This is a genomic window from Thioclava sp. GXIMD4215, assembly GCF_045291555.1.
GTDB lineage: Bacteria > Pseudomonadota > Alphaproteobacteria > Rhodobacterales > Rhodobacteraceae > Thioclava > Thioclava litoralis.
On the sequence record NZ_CP149515.1, the window covers coordinates 1128890 to 1153671 of the forward strand.

General features: G+C 62.2%; 26 protein-coding genes. 13 read left to right on the top strand and 13 right to left on the bottom strand.

Annotated features, from left to right (window positions below):
- Positions 1-132: 132 nt before the first annotated feature.
- The 5 genes from WDB86_RS05480 to WDB86_RS05500 form a co-directional block, all read right to left on the bottom strand.
- Complete coding sequence (locus WDB86_RS05480; protein ID WP_406736834.1) at positions 133-693, bottom strand: sarcosine oxidase subunit gamma; 561 nt, start codon at positions 691-693, stop codon at positions 133-135.
- Positions 686-3637 carry a sarcosine oxidase subunit alpha family protein gene (locus WDB86_RS05485; RefSeq protein WP_406736835.1) on the bottom strand — a complete coding sequence of 984 codons (2952 nt, stop codon included), beginning with the start codon at positions 3635-3637 and terminating at the stop codon, positions 686-688. Before WDB86_RS05485 ends, WDB86_RS05480 begins: the two co-directional genes overlap by 8 nt.
- Positions 3634-3960: a sarcosine oxidase subunit delta gene (locus WDB86_RS05490; RefSeq protein WP_339106942.1), complete on the bottom strand. Its 327-nt coding sequence runs from the start codon at positions 3958-3960 to the stop codon at positions 3634-3636. The genes WDB86_RS05485 and WDB86_RS05490 overlap by 4 nt, the downstream gene beginning before the upstream one ends.
- A gap of 45 nt (positions 3961-4005) precedes the next feature.
- A complete protein-coding gene (locus WDB86_RS05495) occupies positions 4006-4167 on the bottom strand; it encodes a DUF1071 domain-containing protein (RefSeq protein WP_339106941.1) in 162 nt (53 codons plus the stop codon).
- 124 nt (positions 4168-4291) lie between these two features.
- A complete protein-coding gene (locus WDB86_RS05500; RefSeq protein ID WP_339109441.1) occupies positions 4292-5539 on the bottom strand; it encodes a sarcosine oxidase subunit beta family protein in 1248 nt (415 codons plus the stop codon).
- Between the two features lie 272 nt (positions 5540-5811).
- On the opposite strand from WDB86_RS05500, the gene ccmI reads away from it, so the two are divergent.
- Genes ccmI through WDB86_RS05515 form a run of 3 tightly spaced genes read left to right on the top strand, consistent with a single transcriptional unit; the run spans position 5812 to position 8008 of the window.
- Positions 5812-7338 carry a c-type cytochrome biogenesis protein CcmI gene (ccmI, locus tag WDB86_RS05505; RefSeq protein WP_406736836.1) on the top strand — a complete coding sequence of 509 codons (1527 nt, stop codon included), beginning with the start codon at positions 5812-5814 and terminating at the stop codon, positions 7336-7338.
- Positions 7335-7811 (top strand): Holliday junction resolvase RuvX, encoded by a 477-nt coding sequence (gene ruvX / locus WDB86_RS05510; RefSeq protein ID WP_339109439.1) that lies wholly within the window; start codon positions 7335-7337, stop codon positions 7809-7811. Before ccmI ends, ruvX begins: the two co-directional genes overlap by 4 nt.
- Positions 7811-8008, top strand: coding sequence for a DUF1289 domain-containing protein (locus WDB86_RS05515; protein ID WP_406736837.1), 198 nt, complete (start codon positions 7811-7813; stop codon positions 8006-8008). The genes ruvX and WDB86_RS05515 overlap by 1 nt, the downstream gene beginning before the upstream one ends.
- 21 nt (positions 8009-8029) lie before the next feature.
- On the opposite strand, the gene WDB86_RS05520 is transcribed toward WDB86_RS05515, so the two are convergent.
- Together WDB86_RS05520 and WDB86_RS05525 are read right to left on the bottom strand one after the other, a co-directional pair.
- On the bottom strand, positions 8030-9121 hold the full coding sequence (locus WDB86_RS05520; RefSeq protein ID WP_406720521.1) for an ABC transporter ATP-binding protein: 1092 nt from the start codon (positions 9119-9121) through the stop codon (positions 8030-8032).
- Positions 9122-9245: 124 nt separating this feature from the next.
- Positions 9246-10028 (bottom strand): SDR family oxidoreductase, encoded by a 783-nt coding sequence (locus WDB86_RS05525; RefSeq protein WP_406736838.1) that lies wholly within the window; start codon positions 10026-10028, stop codon positions 9246-9248.
- Positions 10029-10176: 148 nt separating this feature from the next.
- Between WDB86_RS05525 and WDB86_RS05530 the strand changes: the two genes are divergently transcribed.
- A complete protein-coding gene (locus WDB86_RS05530; protein WP_406736839.1) occupies positions 10177-11169 on the top strand; it encodes a Hint domain-containing protein in 993 nt (330 codons plus the stop codon).
- Positions 11170-11178: 9 nt separating this feature from the next.
- Here WDB86_RS05530 and WDB86_RS05535 read toward each other — a convergent pair whose 3' ends face one another.
- The gene (locus WDB86_RS05535) at positions 11179-11490 is read right to left on the bottom strand and encodes a Rho termination factor (protein WP_406736840.1); all 312 of its coding nucleotides are present in this window, start codon (positions 11488-11490) and stop codon (positions 11179-11181) included.
- Between the two features lie 53 nt (positions 11491-11543).
- Positions 11544-12146 carry a hypothetical protein gene (locus WDB86_RS05540; protein ID WP_406736841.1) on the bottom strand — a complete coding sequence of 201 codons (603 nt, stop codon included), beginning with the start codon at positions 12144-12146 and terminating at the stop codon, positions 11544-11546.
- A 149-nt stretch (positions 12147-12295) separates the two neighbouring features.
- Here WDB86_RS05540 and WDB86_RS05545 point away from each other — a divergent pair, with 149 nt between their 5' ends.
- From WDB86_RS05545 to WDB86_RS05555, 3 genes are all read left to right on the top strand, one after another.
- On the top strand, positions 12296-13891 hold the full coding sequence (locus WDB86_RS05545) for a peptide chain release factor 3 (protein ID WP_339109432.1): 1596 nt from the start codon (positions 12296-12298) through the stop codon (positions 13889-13891).
- The gene (locus WDB86_RS05550) at positions 13888-14370 is read left to right on the top strand and encodes a DUF6869 domain-containing protein (protein ID WP_406736842.1); all 483 of its coding nucleotides are present in this window, start codon (positions 13888-13890) and stop codon (positions 14368-14370) included. The genes WDB86_RS05545 and WDB86_RS05550 overlap by 4 nt, the downstream gene beginning before the upstream one ends.
- A gap of 136 nt (positions 14371-14506) precedes the next feature.
- On the top strand, positions 14507-15034 hold the full coding sequence (locus tag WDB86_RS05555; protein WP_339109430.1) for a VPLPA-CTERM sorting domain-containing protein: 528 nt from the start codon (positions 14507-14509) through the stop codon (positions 15032-15034).
- Positions 15035-15130: 96 nt separating this feature from the next.
- Here the strand turns inward: WDB86_RS05555 and WDB86_RS05560 are convergent, their stop codons facing one another.
- From WDB86_RS05560 to WDB86_RS05570, 3 genes are all read right to left on the bottom strand, one after another.
- Positions 15131-15553, bottom strand: coding sequence for an OsmC family protein (locus WDB86_RS05560; RefSeq protein WP_406720518.1), 423 nt, complete (start codon positions 15551-15553; stop codon positions 15131-15133).
- A gap of 75 nt (positions 15554-15628) precedes the next feature.
- Positions 15629-16906 (bottom strand): glycerate kinase, encoded by a 1278-nt coding sequence (locus WDB86_RS05565; protein WP_406736843.1) that lies wholly within the window; start codon positions 16904-16906, stop codon positions 15629-15631.
- 51 nt (positions 16907-16957) lie between these two features.
- Positions 16958-18550 (bottom strand): bifunctional metallophosphatase/5'-nucleotidase, encoded by a 1593-nt coding sequence (locus tag WDB86_RS05570; protein ID WP_406736844.1) that lies wholly within the window; start codon positions 18548-18550, stop codon positions 16958-16960.
- 148 nt (positions 18551-18698) lie between these two features.
- Between WDB86_RS05570 and WDB86_RS05575 the strand changes: the two genes are divergently transcribed.
- The 6 genes from WDB86_RS05575 (at position 18699) to WDB86_RS05600 (ending at position 24225) form a co-directional block, all read left to right on the top strand.
- The gene (locus WDB86_RS05575) at positions 18699-19034 is read left to right on the top strand and encodes a DUF952 domain-containing protein (protein WP_406736845.1); all 336 of its coding nucleotides are present in this window, start codon (positions 18699-18701) and stop codon (positions 19032-19034) included.
- Positions 19034-20092 carry a quinone-dependent dihydroorotate dehydrogenase gene (locus WDB86_RS05580; RefSeq protein WP_339109425.1) on the top strand — a complete coding sequence of 353 codons (1059 nt, stop codon included), beginning with the start codon at positions 19034-19036 and terminating at the stop codon, positions 20090-20092. The genes WDB86_RS05575 and WDB86_RS05580 overlap by 1 nt, the downstream gene beginning before the upstream one ends.
- Positions 20083-20418: an arsenate reductase (glutaredoxin) gene (gene arsC / locus WDB86_RS05585; protein WP_406736846.1), complete on the top strand. Its 336-nt coding sequence runs from the start codon at positions 20083-20085 to the stop codon at positions 20416-20418. Before WDB86_RS05580 ends, arsC begins: the two co-directional genes overlap by 10 nt.
- A gap of 140 nt (positions 20419-20558) precedes the next feature.
- Positions 20559-21596: a YeiH family protein gene (locus WDB86_RS05590; protein WP_406736847.1), complete on the top strand. Its 1038-nt coding sequence runs from the start codon at positions 20559-20561 to the stop codon at positions 21594-21596.
- 21 nt (positions 21597-21617) lie between these two features.
- Positions 21618-22487, top strand: a complete 870-nt coding sequence (locus tag WDB86_RS05595; protein ID WP_406736848.1) for a LysR substrate-binding domain-containing protein — start codon at positions 21618-21620, stop codon at positions 22485-22487.
- 127 nt (positions 22488-22614) lie between these two features.
- Positions 22615-24225 carry a glucan biosynthesis protein D gene (locus WDB86_RS05600; protein WP_339109421.1) on the top strand — a complete coding sequence of 537 codons (1611 nt, stop codon included), beginning with the start codon at positions 22615-22617 and terminating at the stop codon, positions 24223-24225.
- 111 nt (positions 24226-24336) lie between these two features.
- On the opposite strand, the gene WDB86_RS05605 is transcribed toward WDB86_RS05600, so the two are convergent.
- Positions 24337-24774: a GyrI-like domain-containing protein gene (locus tag WDB86_RS05605; protein WP_339109420.1), complete on the bottom strand. Its 438-nt coding sequence runs from the start codon at positions 24772-24774 to the stop codon at positions 24337-24339.
- Positions 24775-24782: the final 8 nt, after the last annotated feature.

Here is a 24782-nt window from a genome sequence, read left to right on the forward strand (position 1 = left end):
GTGCGGGTAAAACCCGATTGAAAATGCTCTATTCCCGTTCGCTTACACCTACCTGACAACATGATAGCCCAAAGACAGAAAAACGCGCCGAAAATTTTCCGACGCGTTTTCGTGTCTTACAGGCGGGGCAGATTAGAACAGCTCGCCCCCCGGCCGGGCGCTGACCTCCAGCAAGCCCATCACATAGGTCGCATAAGAGCGGAAGCAGACCAGCGACAGCTGCTCGTCACCCGACCACCAGACCGCCGCCGCCGTTTGGGCGGTGCGGGTGCGGCGGACCTCGTCGCGGGCCATCGTGCCGAAATCGATGGGCGAGATCTTCATCACCACCTCGGCGGCACGCGCCCCCGTCACGGTGAACATCGCCCGCGCCTCGGAGACATTGGCCACGAGGAAATGCTCGCCCTTCAGCGAAGTCTCCATCGCATGGGCCACCGAGACAGCATCCGCATAGGGCACAAGGATCAACAGCTCGTCGGGGCTCATCCATAGCACCGATTTCGCGCCCTTGGTCACCACCTTACGCGGCTCGGGCAGCGACAGCCCCAGCCATTCCAACGCATCGGCCAAAGCTTTGGACCCGAAATCGGCGCGCAGGGTGATCATCCCCTGCAGGCCGCCTTCCGCCACGGTGCAGAAACCGGACACCGTCTTGCCATTCAGCGCACTTACAGCGGTCATTGCCTCAGACATCCTGTTTTGCTCCTTCTTTGTCGTAGAAGACCGGATCGACGATCCGGCATTTCACGAAACCGGTTTCATTCTGGAACTCGATCTCTTCGCCCATCCGTTCCGGCCCGCGATGGACAAGTGCCATGGCGATGCCCTTCTTGAGGGTTGGCGAGTAATAGGTCGAGGTCACGCGGCCTTGGGTATTGCGCTGGCCCATATCGTTATTGCCGGGCGCGGGCGCATAGACGCCATCGGGTAGAACCGAGCCATCCAGCGTTTCCAGACCGACCAGACGCCAGCGGTCGGGGCTGGCCATGGCCTTACGGGCATGGGCACGCTTGCCAAGGAAGTCTTCCTTCTTCTTGGAGATCGCCCAATGCAGACCCAGGTCCTGCGGGATGACGGTGCCATCGGTCTCGTCGCCGATCATGATAAAGCCCTTTTCGGCCCGCATCACATGCAGCGCCTCGGTGCCATAGGGCATCACGCCGAATTCCTGACCGGCTTCATAGAGCTTCTCCCAAAGCGCCAGCCCCATATTGGCAGGGGCCGCGATCTCGTAGGACAGCTCGCCCGAGAAGGAGATCCGGAAGATGCGCACCGGAATACCGCCCAGATCGCCCTCTTTCCATTCCATGAAGGGCAGAGTTTCCTTGGACACATCCATGCCGCCGAGTTTCTCCAGAAGCTTGCGGGCTTTGGGGCCGACGACTGCGATCTGGGCGTAATTCTCGGTGACATTGGCGGTATAGACCTTCCAGTCCCACCACTCGCATTGCAGCCAGTCTTCCATCCAGTCGTGGATATGCGCGACACCGCCCGAGGTGGTATGCACAAGGAAGGTGTCCTCGCTCAGACGCGCGACCACACCGTCATCCATCAGGAAGCCGTTTTCATTACACATCAGGCCATAGCGGCATTTGCCGACCTTCAGCGTGGACATCATATTGGTATAGAGCATGTCGAGGAATTTCCCCGCATCCGGCCCTTTGACCAAGATCTTGCCCAGCGTCGAGGCATCCAGCATCCCCACATTCTCGCGGGTGTTCAGGATTTCACGATTGACCGACTGGCGATGCGTTTCGCCCGCTTTGGCATAGGTATAGGGGCGGCGCCACTGGCCGACGGGTTCCCAATGGGCGCCCATCTTCTCGTGCCAGTCCTGAATGGGCGTGCGACGCAGGGGCTGGAACAGATCACCACGCGCCTCAGCCGTGACAACACCGAAAGAGATCGGCGTATAGGGCGGGCGGAAGGTTGTGGTGCCAGTGGCGGGGATCGCCTGACCCAGCGCATCCGACAGAACGGCGAGGCCGTTGATATTGGAGAGTTTCCCCTGATCGGTGGCCATGCCGAGCGTGGTATAGCGCTTGGTATGCTCGACCGACTCGTAACCCTCGCGCGCGGCCAGCTGCACGTCCGACACCTTCACATCGTTCTGGAAATCGAGGAAGGATTTGAAGCGCAGCGCATCCGGCGCCCCTGCGGGCATCTGCCAGACGGCCATCATCGGGTCTTCGGGTTCGCATTGCATATCGACGCCCGCCTCGGTGCCGATATCGGCCAGCGACAGCTTGCCATTGGCCGCCCCCACCGGAACACAGAGTGCTGCACCATCATGCGACAGCGGCGGCGCCTCAAGGTTCGGCACGAACATCGCATTCGCCTCGTCCCAGTTCAGCTTGCCGCCGACATGCGACCACAGGTGCACGACCGGAGACCAGCCGCCCGACATGGCGACACAGTCACAGGCGATGGTCTCGATCACCCCGCCCTCGCCGTTCTGGGCGCAGATCTCGACGCCCGTCACGGATTTCGAGCCCAGCACCTTGGTGATGCCACGGCCTTCCAGCACGCGCACGCCACGCGCCTTCATCTCGGCGGCCAGCGCGCCCGTGGCGGCGGGGCGGGCGTCGATGATCGCGGGCACCGTCAGGCCCGCATCCAGCAGCACTTTGGCGGTGCGGTAAGCATCGTCATTATTGGTGACAATCACGGTGCGGTCGCCGGGGCTGACGGCCCAATTCACCACATAGTCGCGCACAGCCGAGGCCAGCATCACGCCCGGCACATCATTGCAGGCGAAAGACAGCGGACGTTCAATCGCGCCGGTCGCGGTGACCACGGTCCCCACACGCATGCGCCACAGACGGTGGCGCGGCTTGCCCGAACCGGGTTCGCTGTCGCCTGCGGTGTCATAGCCCAGCACATAGCCGTGGTTATAGAGACCCGAAATCATGAAGCGGGTGCGCAGAGTGACGTTTTCCATCGCCTCCAGCTTGGCGATCGAGGCATCGACCCAAGCCTGCGGCTCCATGCCCTCGATCAAGCCGCCATCCACAGGCGCACGACCGCCCCAAGCGGCGGTCTGCTCGACCAGCCAGACGCGCTTGCCCTCGCCCGCCGCTTTCAGCGCGGCTGCGATACCGGCCACGCCACCACCTGCAACCAGCACGTCGCAATAGGCGTATATCTGTTCGTAACGGTCGACATCGGCCTCTTTCGGCGCATCGCCCAGACCCGCGGCTCGGCGGATGATGGGTTCGTAAAGATGCTTCCATGCGGCTTTCGGCCCCATGAAGGTCTTATAGTAGAACCCTGCGGGAAAGAACTTGTAGAGCTTGTCGTTGATGATCCCGACGTCATTCTCAAGGCTCGGCCAGTGGTTCTGGGTCTTCACCTCGGCCTGATCGAACAGCAGGGTCGTGGTGGTGCGCTGGTCGGGTTCGAACCGCGCATTGCGGCCAAGGCCCACAAGCGCGTTGGGCTCTTCCGCGCCCGAGCCAACAAGGCCGCGCGGGCGGTGATATTTGAACGAACGGCCCAGCAACGTCTGGCCATTGCCGAGGATTGCCGAGGCCAGCGTATCGCCTGCAAAGCCGCGCATGGGCTTGCCGTTGAAGATGAAGGTCAGGGATTTCGCGCGGTCGATCAGGCGACCGCCTTTGGACAGACGGGTGCTCATTTGCTGTAACCTTCGAAGTCGGGGCGTTTGGCGCGGATGGCGTCGATCACATCTTGCGGCGGCTCTTTGGTCTGGGCCGAATAGGTGGCGAAGACTTCCAGAGTCACGGTGCAGCGCGCGGCCAGAAACCACTTGCCGCAGCCTGCGGAATGGCGCCAGCGCTCGAAATGCACGCCCTTGGGGTTTTTACGCGTGAAGAGGTAAGTCTCGAACTCGGCATCGCTGGAACCCGGCCCGAAGCGGGTCAGATGCGCCTCGCCGCCATAATGCAGTTCGGTTTCTTCGGCTTTGATGCCACAGCAGGGGCATTGAAGGATCAGCATAGGCGCGCTCCCTGAAGACGGGGGCGCGCTTGGGGGCTGCGCCCGTTAGTTGTTATTGTCACCCGGCAGATCGATCTGGATCTCGGGCTCATCCTTTTGCGGGACATCGCCGCCCGACCAGATATACCAGCCAAGACCCGCGACGATGACGATGAGCGCCCCGATGAGGAAGCTCTTGGTGTTGCCGCTACCGTTACCTTCGGACATGTGTCGTATTCCTTCTGAAGCATGTTCAGAGGCGTAACAGAGCCGTGAGCGGAAAGGTTCCGCCCGAATATGTGTTTTTCTGCCGTGGCGGGCAGATGCCCCGCCCTGACCGAAACCGCGCCCATCAGTGTGCCACCCCTGCGGCCACGGATTCATCGACGAACCGGCCTTCGGTGAAACGGTCAAGGCCGAAGCCCTTGGCCAACGGCCCCGGCTCGCCCTTGGCGATCAGCTCGGCCATCGCCCAGCCCGACCCCGGAATGGCCTTGAAGCCACCGGTGCCCCAGCCGCAGTTGACGAAGATATTCTTGACCGGCGTTTTCGACAGGATCGGCGAGTGGTCGCCCGTGATATCCACGATCCCGCCCCACTGGCGCAGCATCTTCAGGCGCGAGATGATCGGATAGGTCTCGACGAGCGAACGCACGGTTTCCTCGATCGTGTACCACGACCCGCGCTGGGAATAGTTGTTGGGGTGGTCGATACCGCCGCCCAGCACCAGCTCGCCCTTATCGGACTGGCTGATATAGCAGTGCACGAGGTTCGCCATCACGACAACATCGATACAGGGTTTGACGGGTTCGGACACCCAAGCCTGAAGCGCCACCGATTCCAGCGGCAGACGGAAGCCCGCCATATTGGCAACGGTGCCCGCATGCCCTGCGGTGACGATGGACAGCTTCTCGCAATCAATCGCGCCCTTGGTGGTGTCGATGCCACGCACCTCACCGTTCTCGGTGCGGATGCCGGTGACTTCGCATTTCTGGATGATGTCCATGCCCATATTGGAACATGCGCGGGCCAGACCCCATGCCACCGCATCGTGACGCGCGGTGCCACCGCGTTCTTGGTACAGCGCGCCCAGAACCGGATAGCGCGGCCCGTCGATATTGAGAATCGGCACGAGGCTCTTGACCTCTTCGCGGCCGATCCATTTGGTCTCGATGCCTTGCAGCTGGTTGGCATAGACGGTGCGCTTATAGCCGCGCATCTCATGCTCGGATTGCGCCAGCATCAGAAGGCCGCGGGGAGAGAACATGATGTTGTAGTTCAGGTCCTGGCTCAGGCCTTCGTAAAGCTGGAGCGCCTTGTCGAAAATACCCGCCGAAGGGTCCTGTAAGTAGTTCGAGCGGATGATCGTGGTGTTCCGGCCCGTATTGCCGCCGCCGAGCCAGCCTTTCTCGATGATCGCGACATCCTTGATGCCATGAACCTTGCCCAAGTAATAGGCGGTTGCCAGACCATGCCCGCCCGCGCCGATCACGATGACCTTGTATTTGCGCTTGGGCTCTGGGCTGCGCCAGGCTTTTTCCCATCCGGCGTGATAACGCATCGCCTCGCGCGCAACGGCAAAGATGGAATATTTCCGCATGCCCCGGCTCTCCTGTCCTGAAATCGTTCAACACGGGTCACCGCCCGCCTTCCCCTTTTTGATGGACCCGCAGGCCCGAGGAAAGCCTCCCAGTCGCGGCATTTTTCGTCTAAATGCGACACGCGTTTAAAATGACGCGTTTTCAGGGGGCATCTGTGCCATTCGCCGCGCGACTAGGACGTTATTGGGGGTCACTTTCGTGCCAAATTCAGGATAAAGCTTCCGTAGAGCACCGGTTTTGCCTAAGGGAAGACGGGCAAGGGGAAGTATAGATGCTGTTCTGGATTCTAATCGCCGTCATTTTGGTGCTTGTCGCGCTGATCTTTCTGCTCCCGCTGTGGCGTCAGCGCGACGAAGCGGATGAAAGCGACACCACCGAGCGCCATGATATGCAGGTCTATCGGGACCAGTTGGCCGAGGTCGACCGCGATCTGGCCCGCGGCATCCTTTCTCCTGACGAGGCCGAACGGGCACGGATCGAAATCTCGCGCAAGCTGCTAGAGGCCGACCGTGCCGCACGGGCCGCATCAGCCCCGCCCCGCGCGCCCAAAGCGGCGCGACTGGCGATCAGCGTGGTGATTCTGGCCTGCCTTGGCGGCGCAGCGGGGCTGTATCTGGATCTGGGCGCGGATGGCTATGCGGACCAGCCGATCAATGCGCGGCTGGCCTTGGCGGATCAAAGCTATCTGGGCCGCCCGCATCAGGATCAGGCAGAGGCCGATTTCGCCAAAAAATACCGCAAGCCTCAGGTCGATGCGCAATTTTCCGCATTGATGGACAGGCTCCGCGATGCCGTGGCAGCCCGTCCCAATGATCCGGCAGGGCTGCGGCTTCTGGCGCGCAACGAAATCAATGTCGGCAATCTGCATGCCGGAGTGGCGGCACAGGAAAAACTGATTGCCGTTCTGGGGGACAAGGCGACCGCAGAGGATGCGGCCAGTCTGGGCGAATACCGGGTGATCGCGGCTGGCGGTCTGGTCACGCCCGAAGCCGAAGCCGCCTTTAGCAAGGCCGTAACGCTTGACAAATCCAACGGGCGCGCACGCTATTACATCGGCCTGATGATGGCCCAGAATGGCCGTCCCGACCGGACCTTCCGCATCTGGGATGCCCTTTTGCGCGACAGCACACGGCAGGATGACTGGGTGCAGCCGGTGCTGGACAATATGCCGACCGTTGCATGGCTTGCAGGCCAGCCCGATTACCAACCTCCGGAACTGGGCACGCTCGGTCCGAGCCTTGCGGACCTGATCGCAGCCGAGAAGCTGCCACAGGACCAGCGCGCCACCGCCCTGTCCGACAAGGTGAACGCCCTGCAGACCCAACTGGCCAATCGCGGCGGCAGCGCGGAAGACTGGGCCACGCTTCTGGCAGGCCTGCGGCTTCTGGACCAGTCCGAACAGGTGACGGCCATCCTCTCGGAGGCGCGCGGCGTCTTTGCCAAGGCCCCCGAGGCCCTGACCCTGCTGGATCAGGCTGCCGAGGGCAAATGGCCCTTTGATGTGGCGGCTGCGGGCCAGACGGGCCCCAGCGCGGAAGACGTCAGGAATGCACAGGATATGACGCCGGAAGACCGGCAGAAGATGATTCAGGGCATGGTCGACGGGCTGGTGGAACGGCTTGAGACCGAAGGCGGAGACGCGTCCGAATGGGACCGTGGCCTGCGGGCCCTGATGACCCTGAACCAGACCGACCGCGCGGCAGATCTTTACGCCAAGGCGCAGACCGCGCTGGCCGATGATCCCGCCGCACTTGCCCATATCACCGCCACCGCAAAACAGATCGGGCTTGCGCAATGATTTTTGAAGACATCACCGAATTTGCCGCCGCCCTGCCTCGTATGGGCTCGATCCTCGGGCTGGATCTGGGCACCAAAACCATCGGGGTGGCGGGGTCGGATATGCTGCGCTCGGTGGCCAGCCCGATCCTGACCATCAAGCGCACCAAATTCACCGCCGATGCCGAGGCTCTTTTCCGGATTGTGGCCGAACGCGAAACCTGCGCGATCATCCTCGGCCTGCCGATGAACATGGATGGTTCGGAGGGGCCGCGCGCCCAATCGACCCGCGCTTTTGCCCGCAATATCGCGCGGATGCAGGACCTCCCCATCGGCTTCTGGGACGAACGCCTGTCCACCGTCGCTGCAGAACGCGCCATGCTGGAGGCCGACCTGTCGCGCGCAAAACGCGCCGAGCGGATCGACAATGTGGCCGCGAGCTTCATTCTGCAGGGGGCGCTGGACCGTCTGGCCAATCTGACCCGCAGCACCTGATGGCCCGCATCAAAAGCCCCTGCCGCAATATCTGCACCTTCGATCCGGCCAGCCAGACCTGCCTCGACTGTCTGCGCTCACTCGACGAGATCGCGCGCTGGGGAACGATGTCGCATATGGAACGGCAGAAGATCCTCAAGGACCTGCCACGGCGGCGCAAGGCCGCGCCCCCCACCCCCGACGCCGCCGAGGCATAGACGCCTGCGGACAACCGGACCTCAGGTGACCGGAAACACAAAGCAACGGTCGCGCCGGATCATCAGCCACATCGGCGTGCCCGCTTTCGGCAGGAACACATTGGGCACCGTCGCCTTCAATACCGAACCGTCATATTCCATCCGGAATTCCACAAGGCTCTCGCGTCCCATGAAGCGGGCGCGTTCGACAAGGGCGCGTGCGGCGGTGCCATCTTGCGGCGTTGGCAAAGGCCCCTGCCCTGCACGGTCGAAATCGATTTTCAGATGCTGCGGGCGGATCACGATATCCACCTCGGAGCCATCCGCGCGTCCCGGCGCCAGAAATTCCCCGAAGGGCGTGCGGGTCAGCGCGCCTTCGACACGTGCACGGATCACATTGATATCCGAGAAGAAACTGGCTGCCGCGCGATCCACAGGCGCGTTATACAGATTATAGGGCGCGCCCCCCTGAACAATACGCCCACCGCGCATCAGCAGGATCTCGTCGGCCATCCGCATGGCCTCTTGGGGTTCGTGTGTCACCAGCAGAACGGCGGTACCTTCCTCTTTCAGAAGCGCCAGCGTCTCGTCGCGGATATCGTCGCGCAGACGCTCATCCAGCCCCGAAAAAGGCTCGTCCATCAACAGGATACGCGGGCGCGGCGCCAATGCGCGGGCCAGAGCCACGCGCTGCTGTTCGCCGCCCGACAACTGGTGGGGAAAATCGTCGATATGATGGGCCAGATGCACACGGTCCAGCAATTCCTCGACCCGCTGGCGCTTGACCCGTGACGGCCCCGAAAGACCGAAGGCGACATTCTCTGCCACAGAAAGATGCGGGAAAAGCGCGAAATCCTGAAACATGAGGCCAATCGCGCGGCGCTCTGGCGGCACGCGGAACACGGTGTCGCAGATCAGGGTGCCATCCACCAGAATCCGGCCACGATCCTGCATCTCGACGCCCGCGATCATCCGCAATGTCGTGGACTTCCCGCAGCCAGACGGGCCAAGCAGACAGGTCACCTGCCCCGCGCGGATACTGAAGGACACATCCTCCACCGCCATACGCCCCTCGAAGCTGCGAAACAGCCCCTGAACTTCTAGGCGCGGCGGGATCTGGGCGGTGGGGCTCATGGCGGTCCTGTTCTCGGCGGGGCGGATGGAAAACGACTGCGCCGTCCTTAGAGAAAAACAGGCGTTTTGCCAATCATCACCTGCGGCGAAAAGGGCGCAATACGCGCCCCTTCCGTCTTGGGGATTACACCGAGATATTCGCGGCCCCGCCATCCAGCATGATATTCTGCCCGACGATGAACCCCGCATGCTGCGAACACAGGAAGGCGCACATGGCCCCGAATTCGGTCGTTGTGCCATAGCGGCCCGCAGGAATGGTCTTGGCACGGCGGGCTTTGGCTTCCTCCATGCTGATGCCTTCCGCCTTGACCACATTGCTGTCCAAAGACACGGCGCGATCTGTCGCATGGATGCCGGGCAGCATGTTGTTGATGGTCACACCGCTGCCTGCAACCTGCCGCGACGTGCCCGCCACAAAGCCCGTCAGCCCCGAACGGGCCGCGTTCGACAGGCCAAGCTGGGCAATCGGCGCACGGACGGATTGCGAGGTGATATTGACGACACGCCCCCAGCCGCGTTCCATCATCGCGGGCAGCACCGCCTGCATCATCGCAATCGGCGCCAGCATATTGGCATCAAGCGCCTTGATGAAATCATCGCGATTCCAGTCAGACCACAGCCCCGGAGGTGGCCCGCCCGCATTATTGACAAGAATGTCGATCCCCTCGCCTGCCGCCGCCATCACCTTGGCGCGGCCCTCCTCGGTGGTGATATCTGCGGCCACCGGCGTGACGCTGACACCGTAGGTCTTGGCGATCTCCTGTGCGGCCGCGTCCAGAACATCCGCCGAGCGCGCATTGAGGATCAGATCGACCCCTGCCTCGGCCAGTGCCTCGGCGCAGCCACGCCCCAGACCTTTAGATCCGGCACAAACAATGGCCCGTTTTCCGCGAATACCCAAATCCATGCGACCCTCCTAAATTTCAATCATCCCAACAGCTATCACTCTGCTCTTGGGTCGCAAGCCTAAGATTGACACAGTCATGCCTTTCTTAAGCCATCGTCAGGAAATATAGGTTAATACCAGATATTCACGCCACGATAGTCCTGTCCTCATGAGCCTAGCAACCTTGCAAACCACGCAGACTGTCCATGTTTTCGATGCCAACCTGTTCTGGGTCACCGCCGGTGCCAATCAGGGCGACGGGTTGGATCTGGCCGCCTTCTGCGTGCCCGGCGATGTCTATCAACTTGATCGCGACGCCCGCCCGCTGCGGCTGTTGTTCGAGGTCGACGGGGACAGTCAGCGCATCGCGGAAGGGTCGGATATCGGGCAGAGCGGCCAACCGATCGAGGTGGTCTCGCGCCATGTGCTGATGGCCCCCGAAGGCGATAGCGTGGATATGCTGTTGCTGCGCAATAGTGCGGATGACACGCTGTTTGTGCTGCCGATGTCCCCGATCGCCGCGCGGGTCGATTATACCTTACTCGAAGCGCATGAAGACCCCGGATCGGCACGACTGACCGACCTGATCTGCGTGGCCTTTACCACCGGCACCATGATCACCATTGCAGGCGGTGCGCAGCGTCCTATCGAAACCCTGCAACCGGGCGACCGTATCCTGACCCGCGATAACGGCCCGCAGCCGTTGCGCCTGATCACGAAATCCACCATGCGCGCCTTCGGCAGCTTCGCGCCGGTGGTGATTTCCAGTGGCACATTGGGCAATGAGGGCGACCTTGTGGTCAGCCCGCATCACCGGCTGTTCCTGTATCGGCGCGGCCCCGCCCGCATCGGCCATACGGCAGAGTTGCTGGTGCAGGCCAAGCATCTGGTTGATGACGAACATGTCTGGCGCCGCGAGGGCGGATATGTCGATTATTACGCGCTGATTTTCGACCGTCACGAAATCATCTATGCCGAGGGCATCCCCATCGAAAGCCTGATGGTGACGGAGGCAAGCCTGTCGCAAATGCCCGAACAGCTGACCGCCGAAATCCGTGCCCGCATGCCGGATCTGGCACATAAGCCGCATTTCGGCACCGAGGCAGGCCGCGAGATGCTGGAGCGTATCGGGCGCGACACGCTGTTCAGCAAGCGCCGCTGAGAGACGGGATCAATGGCGCCGGAGCGCCTTGATCAGCTGTGGCTTTGTCATGCCGGACCGCCCGTCGATCCCAATCTCCTGCGCATGACGATAGAGCGCGTGCTTGGTCCATTCCTCGTAACGGGGGGCCTTGCCGCCCTTTTCGGAGGGATGCAGATGGGGATTGGCATGGGCATTGGAAATGCGCGCCGCCTTCTCCTTCGACATCCCCTTGCTACGCAGGGTGTCGTAAAGGTCCGCGTCTTTCAAAGCGGGATTGTTCTGGCTGGCGGTTTTCCCGGGGGTCTGCCGATGCGGGGTCCGGTGACCGGACTGGGCCATGATGATGTCCTCCGTTTGCGGCAAAACATCATGACCCGCCCTCCGGTTCCGTCTTAGCGTTCGCCGATCACCGCCAGATAGTAATCGCTCTGAACCCCGTTTTCGGTTGCGGTCATCGTGTCGGGCGAGGCCGCCAGACCGATGCCATCGTAATCATCCCCGACAAAGGTCCCCGTCGCCTGACCGTCCACCACCACGGTCTTGCCACCTCCCGTCACATTGCCCGAGACATCCGCGTCAATCTGCGCCGTTCCGGCCAGATCCGTGATGGTGCCGTTGGTGATATCCAGACGACCGCTGGCAGAAGACAGCTTGGTGGCACCATCCGCTGCCTCGGCATATCCGAACTGCTCCACATGTCCGCTCAGACTGTCATCACCGAAATCCGCCGTCAGCGTCGCTTTGCCGATGAACCCGTTTTCTTCCGCGTCATTCACCAGAACACCATAGCCGTTATAGGTCGCGCGGCCCGAGCTCGGCAGATTGTCGTAATCGGTCAGACCTTCGGTCTGCTCGAGCGTATCAAGGCGCTCAGCGGCCGCCGCTGCATTCAGCGCCATTGCCTGAGTGCCCGACGCGCCGGATCCGCCACCGCTGCCGCCACCGCAGCCGGCCACAAGGACAATCACACAAATCAATGCAAAACCACTCTTCACAGCAGAATCTCCAATAACGATCACGGGCACGTTACCGAAAATATGCAAGAGGTCAAAGACCTTTCGAACTCTGCGCTGCGAGGCGTTCCGGCAGGAAGGGACACGCTTCATAATTGCCATGTCGCACGGGCCATTGTATGAGGCGATCCATGAGCAACCGTCCCGAACTCCCGCCTGAAATCGCCCGCCGCCGGACCTTCGCGATCATTTCGCACCCCGACGCTGGCAAGACCACACTCACCGAAAAGTTCCTGCTTTTCGGCGGCGCCATCCAGATGGCCGGACAGGTCCGCGCCAAGGGCGAGGCACGCCGGACGCGCTCGGACTTCATGCAGATGGAAAAAGACCGCGGGATCTCGGTCTCGGCATCGGCAATGTCCTTCGATTACAAGACCTTCCGCTATAATCTGGTCGATACGCCCGGCCACTCGGATTTCTCGGAAGACACCTACCGGACGCTGACAGCGGTGGATGCGGCGATCATGGTGATCGACGGGGCGAAGGGGGTGGAAAGCCAGACCCAGAAGCTCTTCGAGGTCTGCCGGTTGCGCGACCTGCCCATTCTGACCTTCTGTAACAAGATGGACCGCGAATCCCGCGATGTCTTCGAGATCATCGACGAGATTCAGGAAAACCTTGCCATCGACGTCTCACCGGCTTCGTGGCCCATTGGCATCGGGCGCGATTTCCTTGGCGCCTATGACATGCTCAACGACCGGCTGGAACTGATGGACCGTGCCGACCGCAACAAGGTGGCGGAATCGATCAAGCTGGAGGGGCTTGATGACCCCAAACTTGAAGAGCATATTCCCGAAGACCTGCTGGCCAAGCTGCGCGAAGAGGTCGAGATGGCCCGCGAGCTTCTGCCCGCCTTCGACCGTCAGTCCTTCCTTGAGGGCCATATGACCCCCATCTGGTTCGGCTCGGCGATCAATAGCTTTGGGGTGAAGGAGCTGATGGACGGGATCGGCAATTACGGCCCCGAGCCGCAGCCCGCCAATGCCGCCGAACGCCAGATCGCGCCCGACGAAAAGAAAGTGCAGGGCTTTGTTTTCAAGGTGCAGGCCAATATGGACCCCAAGCACCGCGACCGCGTGGCCTTCGTGCGCCTGATTTCGGGCCATTTCGAACGCGGTATGAAGCTGATGCATGTGCGCTCGAAAAAGCCGATGGCGATCTCCAGCCCCGTGCTGTTCCTTGCCGCCGACCGGGAACTGGCGGACGAGGCATGGGGCGGCGATATCATCGGTATCCCGAACCACGGCCAGTTGCGCATTGGGGATGCGCTGACCGAAGGCGAGATGCTGCATATCACCGGCATCCCGTCCTTCGCGCCGGAACTGCTGCAGGCGGTCCGCGCGACCGACCCGATGAAGGGCAAGCACCTTGAAAAGGCGCTGATGCAATTCGCCGAGGAAGGGGCTGCGAAAGTCTTCAAACCGATGATCGGCTCGGGCTTTATCGTGGGCGTTGTGGGCGCGCTGCAATTCGAGGTTCTGGCCAGCCGAATCGAACTGGAATACGGTATTCCGGTGCGATTCGAGCCGTCGCAATTCACTTCGGCCCGCTGGGTTCTGGGCAATGGCGACGCGAAAGAAAAGCTGATCAATGCCAACAAGCAACATATGGCGACAGATAATGACGGCGATCCCGTCTTCCTGACGCGCTTGCAATGGGACATCGACCGCGTGGTGCGCGACTATCCCGAGGTTACACTCTCGGCCACCAAGGAACTGATGCAGTGACCGGCCCGACCGTCCTGCCGCCGGACCTTCTGAGCCGGTTTCAGGACGATCCGGACTGCCCCGCAGGCCCCGTGACACTCGACGATCTGGCGGCGCACTGGCTGCGCGCGCCGCTGGATGGCCCCGTGACATGGGCGCAGGCCTGCGCCTATGTCATCACCGAAGTGCCTGATTGGGCATGGGAATTCATCACCTGCGCTTTGCCTCGCCTGTCCAGCCCGATGGAGGCGGTTCTCTTGGCCGCGGGCCCCGTGGAAGATCTCGTCAACAGCTCCGGTCTGATCATGATCGACCGGATCGAGGCCTTGGCCGAGAGCTCTGCACGGTTCCGATTCGTGCTGACCGGCATCGAATTCCCCCAGACCACCGACCCCGCATTGACCCCTGTTTACGAGCGGATCGCGCAGGCACGCGCAACGGCCATGCGGCGCGGCATTACAACCGGCGGCCCCCTTCCCCCATCAGACAACCCTGCTTAAAGTAAGCATAGCTATCAAAAAAATTTACAATTAGGGCTTGTAAAGTTAACTCTTTTCACGTCATGTTGACCAAGGGTAACCGCTCGCGGCCACTCCCTTCTGACATTTCGACTCCCCTTTTTGACGGAACCCACAAATGTTTAATATCAAAAACAAAATCGCGGCAGCGGCAGTTATGCTCACCGTCGCTGCAGGTTCGGCTTCTGCGACCACGCTCACCGTGGACGGGGGCTGGACGAGCTTCGAATTCGGCGAGACCGGCTCGAGCTTTAGTGATAGCTACGACTTCACCCTGAGCAGCTCTTCCTGGCTGCTGGTGACTGACGCTTACCAACCTGGGGATGTGTTCACGGTCACCCTGAACAATCTCTTCTCCATGATCACCAGCTCTGTCGATACCGAAGGTGCGTGGGAAGGCGATTACGACACCGCATGGCTGTCGGAAGACTTCTCCTCGCTGGGCGTCCTGCTGAATGCAGGCAGCTATTCGGTGACCGGTCTGGCATCGCTCTCGCCCTACGGGACCGGTGCGGGTGCTATCGGCCTGTTCAGCCAGCTTCCGGCAGATTTCGATGTTCCGGCAGTTCCGCTTCCGGCAACCGGCCTGCTGCTGGCCGGCGCCTTCGCGGGTGCCGCAGCCCTGCGCCGTCGCAAAAAAGCCTGATAGGCCAATCGGAAACGCCCGCCAGTATCCGGCGGGCGTTTTCATTTTCTCAAGGCCTCTCTCAAGGCCTCTTGCCCTGCGAAGAGCACGTGCAGCTTAGTTGACCGTCAGATCCAACGAGATCTCGCAATCCAGAAGTTTCGAGATCGGACAATTCGCCTTTGCCGTTTCCGCCGCCTTGCGGATCGTCTCGGCCTCGCCGGATGCCGTCACCGTGCAACTGAGCGCGGAAGAGGTCACGCTAAAGCCGTCCCCGTCTTTCTCCATCGAGATTTTTGCCGTCGTATCAATGACCGCATCGGTAATACCGGCCCCCGTCAACTGCCCCGACAAAGCCATCGAGAAACAGGCCGCATGGGCCGCGCCGATCAGCTCTTCGGGATTGGTGCCGGGCTTGTCTTCGAAGCGGGTATTGAAGCCATAGGGCTGGCCATCAAGCGCCTTCGACTGGGTCGAGACGGTGCCCTTCCCCTCTTTGATGCTGCCGTCCCAATGGGCAGAGCCGCGTTTGACGATCATAGCTTTCTCCTTGCGTTATCCGGTATCGGTTTCCCGACCAACGCGGCGCTGCGCAAGCTGTTCCAAATTTTCCAACTAAAGGATCAGGATGGCGCGGAAATCATTGACATTGGTCAATGTCGGACCGGGCACCACCTGCTGCCCCAAACGCGCGAAGAAACCGTGACTGTCATGCTGCTCCAGCGCCTCGGAGGCGGACAGACCCAGACGATGCGCCAGCCCCGCAGTTTCCGGCCCGATCCATGCGCCCGCAACCTCGTCCGAGCCATCCACCCCATCCGTATCGCAAGCCAGCGCCCAGATGCGCGGTGCCCCCGCGAGGGTCTGGCAGGCGGCCAGCACATATTCCGCATTCGGCCCTCCTTTGGCCTCCGCCGCCGCCCCACGTTGCGTCACGGTGCATTCGCCCCCCGATAGCAGCAACAAAGGGCACGAGCGCGCCTCTTTGGCCGCGATCTCCAAGGCAAGGCGCGCATGCGCAGCCGCCAGCTCACGGGCCTCTCCTTCCAGCGCCTCGCCCAGAATGCGTACCTCCATCCCCTGCTGGCGTGCCAGATCGGCGGCGGCCTTTAGCGATTGTGCAGGGGCGGCAATCACCTCGGTCCGCGCCCGCGACAGACGGGGATCTTGCGGCGGCACAACCCCCGTCGTCCCGTGCAGGACCGCAAGCACCGAGGCCGGAAGCTCCAGCCCGAACCGCTGCGCAATGGACAGCGCCTCTTCGGCACGGGTGGCATCGCCCACGGTCGGGCCAGAGGCGATAAAGGCCGGATCATCGCCGGGCACATCCGAAATCAGCAAAGCCCGAAGCTGCGCCGGATAGGCCGCCGCCGCCAGTTGCCCGCCCTTGACCGCGCTCAGATGTTTGCGCAGCACATTCATCCGGTCAATGCTCGCCCCCGATGCCAGCAACATGGCATTGACCGCCTGTTTCTCGGCCAAGGTGATGTCTCCTGCAGGCGCACACAAAAGCGCCGAGCCACCACCGGAGATCAGCGCGATCACCGTGTCCTGCGCCCCCAGCCCCGCAAGCAGCTCCAGCATCCGGCGCGTGGCCGTGACCCCCGCCTGATCGGGTACGGGATGGGCGGCCTCGACGATCTCGATCCCTTTGGTCGGGCGCCCGTAGCCATAGCGGGTGATCACCAGCCCCTCACATGGCCCCCAGACCGATTCTACCGCCTCCGCCATACGGGCAGAGGCTTTTCCCGCCCCGACAACCACCACCCGCCCCTCGGGCTTCGGGCCCAAGGCGCGCGGAATACAGATCATCGGATCGGCAGCCGCCACCGCCGTTTTGAAAAGGCGAACCAGAAAGGCGGCAGGATCGGGCAGAATAGGCTCTCGGGACAAGGGGGACCTCCGGTCTGGACTGGGGGCCGCAGACAGCCCCCAAGCAAGCACTTATTTCACAACAGTTATACGGCTATCGGTGTAAGGCGTAACAGGTGTTCGCGCGGTCATATACTCGGCCAGCACATCCGCCAGATCGGGCCCGTAATCATAGGCATTCTCGGCACCGGTCTGGAACATGGCATAGCCGTCGCCGCCCGCCCGCAGATAGTTGTTGGTCACCACGCCATAGCGCGCCTGCGGATCAAGCGGGACCCATGCCCCGTTCTGCGAGACCATCACATCGGAAATCCGCGCACCAACTGCTGCGCCGGGGGTCACCCGATAGGTCAGCCCCGCAACCTGCGCAAACCGGCCCGCCCCCTCTTCCATCTGGCTGGCCCCGTTTTCCAGTGCCGCCAGAATCACCGCCCCCTGTGTCTCGAAGGTCGAGAGCGTATTCTGGAACGGCAGGACCGTCAGCACATCGCCCATCGTCACATCCCCTGCAGGCAACGAGGCCCGCAGCCCGCCCCCGTTGGTCAGGGCAATATCGACGCCCTGATCCCTGACCCGCGCCAGCATGGCATCGGCCAGCAGGTCGCCCATCGGACACTCCTCGAAACGACAGATCTCGCGCGCGCCATCGATCGCTCCGTGCGCCTGCGCCACCACCTTGTTACGGATCTCGTCAAGGGGTTTGGCAAGCTCGGCAATACGGACTTTGGCCGCCCCGTCTTCGGGCACCGAAGCATCCAGCAAAATCGGCTGCCCCTTGGCGGACAGCACAGTGCCCGCATCGTCAAAGGTCACCTCCAGATCACCCAGATATTTGCTATAGGCGAAGGCCTGCACGATCGCGGTCTTGCCGATCATCGTGGGATACGGCCCCTTGGCCCCCGCCATATTGCCCAATAGCGTATGGCTATGCCCCCCCACGATCACATCCACATCCGGCACGGCTTGCGCGATCTTCCGGTCGACCTCATAGCCCGAATGCGACAGCACGATGATCTTGTTGACGCCGCTGGCCTGCAATTTGGCCAGTTCGGCCTTCACGACCGGCACCGGATCAAGGAAGGTGATCGTCGGACCGGGGCTCGACAGTTCGGCATTGTCTTGCGGCGTCAGGCCGATAATGCCGATTTTCTCCCCTCCGACCTCCAGCACCGTCGAGCGCCTGACCACCCCCGACAGCTCCGGCGACCGCGACAGGTCGGCATTGGCCATCAGCACCGGAAAATCGAGCCTGTCGATAAAGGCGCGCAATGTCTCGGGCCCGTCATCGAATTCGTGATTGCCCACCGTCATCGCCTGATACCCCAACAGGGTCATGAACTCAGCCGCCGCCCGCCCTTTGTAATAGGTGTAAAACAGCGAGCCCTGAAACTGGTCACCGGCATCCAGCAGGATCGAATGCGCCGCCTTGGCGCGGGCCTGCCGGACCGCCGTGACCAGCCGCGCCGAGCCACCAAAACACTGCCCCTCGGCATCCTCCTCCGCAGAGCAGGTCGCGTCATATTTGTTGATCGGTTCGAAGCGCGCATGGAAATCATTGGTATGCAGCACATTCAGCGTAAACTCGGCACGCGCCATATCCGCCGCAAAAAGCCCCGCCACCAGCGCAAGCCCTGCCAAGGGGGCGTTTGAAATTCGGGTTGTCATGAAATTCCTCCGCTCAGATGCGTCCCAGTGATCCAGAATTTGACCAGTCTGTCAAAACTCTGTGTGACAGCCCCTGCCCGCAAGACGGATTCTTTCGGTTTTTCCGAAAGAGATTGATTATTTCCGCGTCATTGGGCATGTGAACGCCATGCTGATTTACAAGATCTTTCGCCCCGCCGAATGGCAGGCGCTTCAGGCGCAGGGCACCACATCGGGCGCGCCGGTCGATCTGGCCGACGGGTTTATCCATTTTTCCACGGCAGAGCAGATGCGCGAAACCGCGGCAAAGCACTTCGCCGGTGCCGGTGATCTGGTGCTGGCCAGCGTTGACGCCGATGCGTTGGGTGCGGCGCTCAGATGGGAGGTCTCGCGCGGCGGGGCGCTCTTCCCGCATCTCTACCGCGCGCTGGCCCTGAACGAGGTCCACGCCACCCATCCGCTTCCCCAAGGCCCCGAGGGCCATATCTTTCCGGAGACCCTGTGATGCCCCTGATCGAGTCCCTTGGCCTGCGCGCCCTGCATTACTTCAATCCGGAACGCGCACATGGTCTGTCGATCCGCGCTCTGGCTGCTGGTCTGGTGCCGATGAAAGGCGTCTGGACAAGCCCGCGCATCGCCACCGAAATCGCCGGTCTTGCCCTGCCCAATCCGGTCGGACTGGCGGCAGGGTTCGACAAGAATGCCGAAGCGGTCGCCCCGCTGATGCGGGCGGGGTTCGGCTTTCTGGAAGTCGGGGCCGCCACGCCGCGCGCCCAGCCCGGAAACCCCAAACCGCGCCTGTTCCGCCTGACCGAGGACCGTGCCGTCATCAACCGCTTCGGCTTCAATAACGAAGGCATGGAACCCATCGCCCACCGCCTTGCGGGACGGCCTGCCGGCATTCCGGTGGGGCTAAATCTGGGGGCCAATAAGGACAGCGTGGATCGCGCGGCGGATTTTGCCAAGGTGCTGGCCCATGCCGGACCGTGGCTTGATTTTGCCACCGTCAATGTCTCGTCGCCCAATACGGAAAAGCTGCGCGACCTACAGGGCCCCGAGGCCTTGGGCGCGCTTCTGGCGGATGTGATCCGCACCCGTAACACATTGGCCCGCCCGATCCCGATCTTCCTCAAGATCGCGCCCGATCTGACCGATGACGAAATTATCGACATCGCGCAGGTGGCCCGCCACAGCGGTATCGACGCGATCATCGCCACCAACACAACCCTGTCGCGCGACGGGCTGCACAGTGCCCATGCCGCGGAAAAAGGCGGCATGTCCGGCGCGCCGCTTTTCGAGAAATCGACGCGGGTTCTGGCCAAACTCTCCCGCGCGACCGAAGGCCAGCTGCCATTGATCGGCGTGGGCGGCATTTCCTCCGGTGCGCAGGCCTATCAGAAGATTCTCGCAGGGGCCTCGGCGGTGCAGCTCTATTCGGCGCTCGTCTATCACGGGTTGTCGCTGGCCGACCGCATCGCCCATGAACTGGACGCGCTTCTTGCGGAAAACGGCTATGCCCATATTTCCGATGCCGTTGGCAAAGGGCGCGATCAATGGCTTTGATCTTGTGGCACAATCCGCGCTGCTCGAAATCACGTGAAACATTGGCCCTGTTACAGGCGCGGGGGATCACCCCCGAGCTGCGGCTCTATCTGAACGACCCGCCCAGTCGGGCGGAACTAGAGACGCTTGTGGACAAGCTCGACCAGCCCGCCCGCGCCCTGATCCGCTGGAAAGAGGCCAAGGACAGCCTCGATGCAACAGCCAGCGCCGAGGAAATCCTCGACCATCTGGCCCGGACTCCGAAGCTGATCGAGCGACCGATCCTGATCCATGACACCGCCGCCCGTATCGGGCGCCCGCCCGAACAGGTGCTGGAGATCCTCTGACGCACCGGTTGCCCTGACAGCCCTTTCGGACCTGCGGGTGCCTATCGTTCGACCTGATCGAATGAAACGTCCAATACGTTCAGTTGGACTTACAAAGGCCCTGCCACCATCTTCGGGACACCGGATCAAAAAGGTGTCCCATGATAGCTCCCGCCCCCCGAACGCATATTCCCGCCCTTCTGCGCCGCCGCGTCTTGACCCTTCGCACGGCGCTCCCCGGCCTTGCGCTTTGTGCCGCCCTTGCGGCACTGGCCTTTGCCGCCCATCACCTTGCGGGGATTTCGGCGCTCTCGCCGCTTATTCTGGCCATCCTGCTGGGCATGGCGCTGAATACCATGCACCCTCTGCCGCCCTGTTTCGCCCCGGGGATCGCCTTCAGCCTGCGCTATGTCCTGCGGGGCGGCATCGTGCTTTTGGGCCTGCAACTGACATTCGGGCAGGTGCTCTCGGTCGGAGTGAGCGGTCTGGCCCTCATCCTCGTGACCCTGCTGGCAACCTTCGCCTTCACCCGCTGGCTGGGGCGGCGCATGGGGCTTCCGGCGGGGCTGACCGATCTGATCGCGGCAGGCAGCTCCATCTGCGGGGCCTCCGCCGTGATCGCCGCCAATACCGTGACGCGCGCCCGTGACGAGGATGTCGCCTATGCGATTGCCTGTGTGACGATCTTCGGCTCGGCCTCGATGGCGCTGATGCCGCTAGCGGCACCGCTGCTGTCGCTGGGGCCAAAAGCCTATGGCCTCTGGACGGGGGCCTCTATCCACGAAGTCGCGCAGGTGGTGGCTGCCGCGTTCCAGCAAGGAGATCAGGCGGGACATTTCGGCACCATCGCCAAACTCACCCGCGTGATGATGCTGGCCCCGATGGTGCTGCTTCTGGGCCTGTCCTCCCGCAACCGCCCGAAAAAGGGCGAAAGCCTTGGCCGCGCGCCCCTGCCGTGGTTTGTCTTCGGCTTCATCGCGATGGTCGGTCTTGCATCGACAGGGCTGGTGCCCGCCCCTATGCGCGATACCAGCACGACCCTGACCCAGATCCTGCTGAGCGTGGCTCTGGCGGCTATGGGCCTGTCCACCGACCTGCGCAAGCTTGTCGCGGCGGGCCTGCGCCCCGCTATTCTGGGGGCGGCGGCTTGGGTCTTCATCTCCGGCCTCAGCCTGCTATTGGTATGTCTGACGCAGTAACTCCGCGCAAAGGCGGCCCTGATGACCCTAGACCAGCTTCGTATCTTTCTGGCGGTGGCCGAGCGCGAACATGTCACCCGTGCCGCCGAAGCCCTGCATCTGACGCCCAGTGCGACAAGCGCCGCGATCTCGGCGCTCGAACAGCGCCACGGTGTCCGGCTGTTCGACCGGATCGGACGCCGGATCGTCCTGAGCGATGCGGGGCGCAGCTTCCGCACCGAGGCGCGCAAGCTGCTGGCGCAGGCCGAGCAGGCGGAACGGATGCTGGAAGATCTCGCCGGTCTGACCCGCGGACATCTGCGCATCGCGGCCAGTCAGACTGTCGCCAATTACTGGCTGCCTCCCGTTCTGGCGCGCTACCGGCAAAGCTATCCCGGCATCGAGTTGCAGCTGCGGATCGGCAATTCCGAAGAGGCCGCGCAAAAGGTGCATGAGCTGGAGGCCGATCTGGCGGTGATCGAGGACCGCTGCCATGATGACCTTCTGGAGGTCCACCCGCTGGCCAGCGACCATATGAAACTGGTGCGCGCGGCCGGACTGGCTAGCCTGCCATTCGATCCAGCGACACAAAGCTGGGTGCTGCGCGAACCGGGGTCGGGAACCCGCGCGATCTTCGACCACTGGCTTGCCGCACAGGGACTGGCCGCAGGCGACCTGCCCCCTGTGCTGGAACTGCCCTCCAACGAAGCCGTGCGCGCGGCGGTCGAGGCCGGTGCAGGGGCTAGCATCCTTTCCGAACTGGTGGTCGCCCATTCGCTTGAAAGCGGACGGCTGAGCGTGCTGGAAGCGACCCTGCCGCAGCGCCCCTTCTCGCTGCTGCGCCACCGCGAACGTCCCTTTACCCGTGCCGAAGCCGCCTTTCTGGCGCTTGCCAAAGCCGCAGGGGGCTAAAAATCCGCTTACTCGACATAAAAACTCGAGTTTTTCAGCATCTTCCTGCCCATTCACGGGATCTTCTGTTGCGCTTTGCCACAATCCCCGCACTTATCTGGAATTAGCACGATATCCGGAGCATTTGATGACAGATTCTCACCCCTCCCGCCGTCAGGTCCTTGCCTCCGCCCTCGGAACCGGCGCCTTCTTCCTGCTGCCGCAAATGGCGCGCGCCCAAGCCGACGAGATCGCGCATGGCATGCCTTTGGGCCAAGCGGAGCCGTTCTCGTTCGATATGCTGCGCGACATGGCCCGCACGCTGGCCAACGGCCCCTATAATGCGATGAAAGTCGCCGATCCCGAGATCATCCAGCAGATCGATTACGACGCCCACGGCGCGATCAAATTCCGCAAGGATCACGCGCTTTGGGGCAATGGCGACGACTACCCCGTGCATTTCTTCTTTCCGGGCCGGTATTTCCCCGATCCGGTGCATATCTACGCCGTGAATGGCGGGATGGCGCGCGAAGTGCCGTTCTCGAAAAACTATTTCGATATTCCCGCCGACAGCCCCGCCCAGAACCTGCATGGGACCGAAGGCTTTGCAGGGTTTTCGGTGCAGGACCGCAAACATAATGCCGACTGGATGGCCTTTCTGGGGGCGTCTTACTGGCGGACTGCGGGCTATTCGGGCCAGTTCGGGCTGTCGGTGCGCGGGCTGGCGCTGGATACGGCTGTGGCCGAAGGGCCGGAGGAATTTCCGCGCTTCACCCGCTTCTGGCTGGAAGAACCCGAAGATGGCAGCTTTGTCACCTATGCGCTTCTGGAAAGCCCGCGCGCGACCGGTGCCTATAAGATCGTTTCGCGTCTGGGCGGCGGCGTGGTGCAGGATGTCTCGGCAGATATCTTCCTGCGCGGCGATGTGAACCGGCTTGGCATCGCGCCGCTGACCTCGATGTACTGGTTTGGCAAGCATGACCGGCAGGTATCCCCCGACTGGCGCCCCGAGGTCCATGACAGCGACGGGCTGGAGATCCATACCGGCACCGGCGAAAAGATCTGGCGTCCGCTGAACAATCCGCCACGGGTGATGGCGAACAGCTTCCACTCGCCCAATGTCAAAGGCTTCGGCCTTGCGCAGCGCGAGCGTGACTTCAAGCAATATCAAGATGATGGCGTTTTCTATGAAAAACGCGCCACCGCCTGGATCGAGCCGAAAGAGGGCTGGGGCGAAGGGGCCGTGACCCTGATCGAGATCCCCACCGATGACGAAACGATGGACAATATCGTGGCCTTCTGGACCCCCTCCGACCCGTCCGCGACAGGCTCGGAATTCAGCGTGAACTATCGGCTGAGCTGGGTGAAGGATGTGCCGGTGCCGCGCCAGAAAGCGCAGTTTACCGCGATCCGTATCGGCACGGGCGGCATTCCGGGGCAGGACCGTCCGGCCAACACCGTGAAGATCGTTTGCGATCTCGACAGCACCGGCCTTCAGGGGCTGAGCCGTGCGGACGGCCTGGAGCCGGTTGTTACCGCCTCGGTGGGCACGACCTCTCTTACAAGCGCCTTCCCCGTTGTCGGGGCCGATTACTGGCGCGCGATCTTCGATCTGGATTTTTCGGCCGTGGCCACGGACAATAACGATCCGATCGATATCCGCATGTATCTGGACCATAAAGGCGATGCGATGAGCGAAACGCTGATTTTGCAGCTTTTCCCCTCGCAGCTGCGCGAGCTACTGGCCAGCCACGGCTAAGCACCGGACACCAAGGGAGGCCATTGGCCTCCCTTTTTTCGCTTTCCCATGCGCCAAAGCTGCCCGCTGGTTCTTTCCCTTGCGGGCTTGCCTCAGAGCCGAGCGCAGAGCCTAGGCGCTTAGGCCAAGATAGACGGTTATCTTCGTCGGGTCCTGCGTATCATAGAGATCGAAATCCGCCTGAAACGCGCGCGGGATGTCCTTTTGCCAGATGGATTGCCATTGCGCGATCAGGCTTTGGGGCTGCGGCCCTTGGGTGGGCAGAACCTCATATTTCTGCGCAGGCACCTGCGCGCTATGAAAGCCCTCGGGAATGGCTGTGCCCTGCGGCACGCGGTAGCCGAGGGTCACCCGATAGGGGTCGAGAAACCCTCCGCTATAGTCATGATAGACGCTGTAAAGCTCGGCAGAGGCCGCCTCTCCCAAAGCGCCCCTGACATCTTGTGACTGAAACCGCGCCCAAAGCGCGCCAATCTTCACGGGGTCTGTGTTCTGGACAATCTCCGAAAGGCCGATGACCTCGAAGGCCTCTGATGTCTGGATGGTCATATATTCCT

Bases quoted from the DNA above. Each gene is read 5' to 3' on its own strand.
- WDB86_RS05480 (WP_406736834.1), bottom strand. From the start codon at position 693: ATGTCTGAGGCAATGACCGCTGTAAGTGCGCTGAATGGCAAGACGGTG.
- WDB86_RS05485 (WP_406736835.1), bottom strand. From the start codon at position 3,637: ATGAGCACCCGTCTGTCCAAAGGCGGTCGCCTGATCGACCGCGCGAAA.
- WDB86_RS05490 (WP_339106942.1), bottom strand. From the start codon at position 3,960: ATGCTGATCCTTCAATGCCCCTGCTGTGGCATCAAAGCCGAAGAAACC.
- WDB86_RS05495 (WP_339106941.1), bottom strand. From the start codon at position 4,167: ATGTCCGAAGGTAACGGTAGCGGCAACACCAAGAGCTTCCTCATCGGG.
- WDB86_RS05500 (WP_339109441.1), bottom strand. From the start codon at position 5,539: ATGCGGAAATATTCCATCTTTGCCGTTGCGCGCGAGGCGATGCGTTAT.
- ccmI (WP_406736836.1), top strand. From the start codon at position 5,812: ATGCTGTTCTGGATTCTAATCGCCGTCATTTTGGTGCTTGTCGCGCTG.
- ruvX (WP_339109439.1), top strand. From the start codon at position 7,335: ATGATTTTTGAAGACATCACCGAATTTGCCGCCGCCCTGCCTCGTATG.
- WDB86_RS05515 (WP_406736837.1), top strand. From the start codon at position 7,811: ATGGCCCGCATCAAAAGCCCCTGCCGCAATATCTGCACCTTCGATCCG.
- WDB86_RS05520 (WP_406720521.1), bottom strand. From the start codon at position 9,121: ATGAGCCCCACCGCCCAGATCCCGCCGCGCCTAGAAGTTCAGGGGCTG.
- WDB86_RS05525 (WP_406736838.1), bottom strand. From the start codon at position 10,028: ATGGATTTGGGTATTCGCGGAAAACGGGCCATTGTTTGTGCCGGATCT.
- WDB86_RS05530 (WP_406736839.1), top strand. From the start codon at position 10,177: ATGAGCCTAGCAACCTTGCAAACCACGCAGACTGTCCATGTTTTCGAT.
- WDB86_RS05535 (WP_406736840.1), bottom strand. From the start codon at position 11,490: ATGGCCCAGTCCGGTCACCGGACCCCGCATCGGCAGACCCCCGGGAAA.
- WDB86_RS05545 (WP_339109432.1), top strand. From the start codon at position 12,296: ATGAGCAACCGTCCCGAACTCCCGCCTGAAATCGCCCGCCGCCGGACC.
- WDB86_RS05555 (WP_339109430.1), top strand. From the start codon at position 14,507: ATGTTTAATATCAAAAACAAAATCGCGGCAGCGGCAGTTATGCTCACC.
- WDB86_RS05560 (WP_406720518.1), bottom strand. From the start codon at position 15,553: ATGATCGTCAAACGCGGCTCTGCCCATTGGGACGGCAGCATCAAAGAG.
- WDB86_RS05570 (WP_406736844.1), bottom strand. From the start codon at position 18,550: ATGACAACCCGAATTTCAAACGCCCCCTTGGCAGGGCTTGCGCTGGTG.
- WDB86_RS05575 (WP_406736845.1), top strand. From the start codon at position 18,699: ATGCTGATTTACAAGATCTTTCGCCCCGCCGAATGGCAGGCGCTTCAG.
- WDB86_RS05580 (WP_339109425.1), top strand. From the start codon at position 19,034: ATGCCCCTGATCGAGTCCCTTGGCCTGCGCGCCCTGCATTACTTCAAT.
- arsC (WP_406736846.1), top strand. From the start codon at position 20,083: ATGGCTTTGATCTTGTGGCACAATCCGCGCTGCTCGAAATCACGTGAA.
- WDB86_RS05590 (WP_406736847.1), top strand. From the start codon at position 20,559: ATGATAGCTCCCGCCCCCCGAACGCATATTCCCGCCCTTCTGCGCCGC.
- WDB86_RS05595 (WP_406736848.1), top strand. From the start codon at position 21,618: ATGACCCTAGACCAGCTTCGTATCTTTCTGGCGGTGGCCGAGCGCGAA.
- WDB86_RS05600 (WP_339109421.1), top strand. From the start codon at position 22,615: ATGACAGATTCTCACCCCTCCCGCCGTCAGGTCCTTGCCTCCGCCCTC.
- WDB86_RS05605 (WP_339109420.1), bottom strand. From the start codon at position 24,774: ATGACCATCCAGACATCAGAGGCCTTCGAGGTCATCGGCCTTTCGGAG.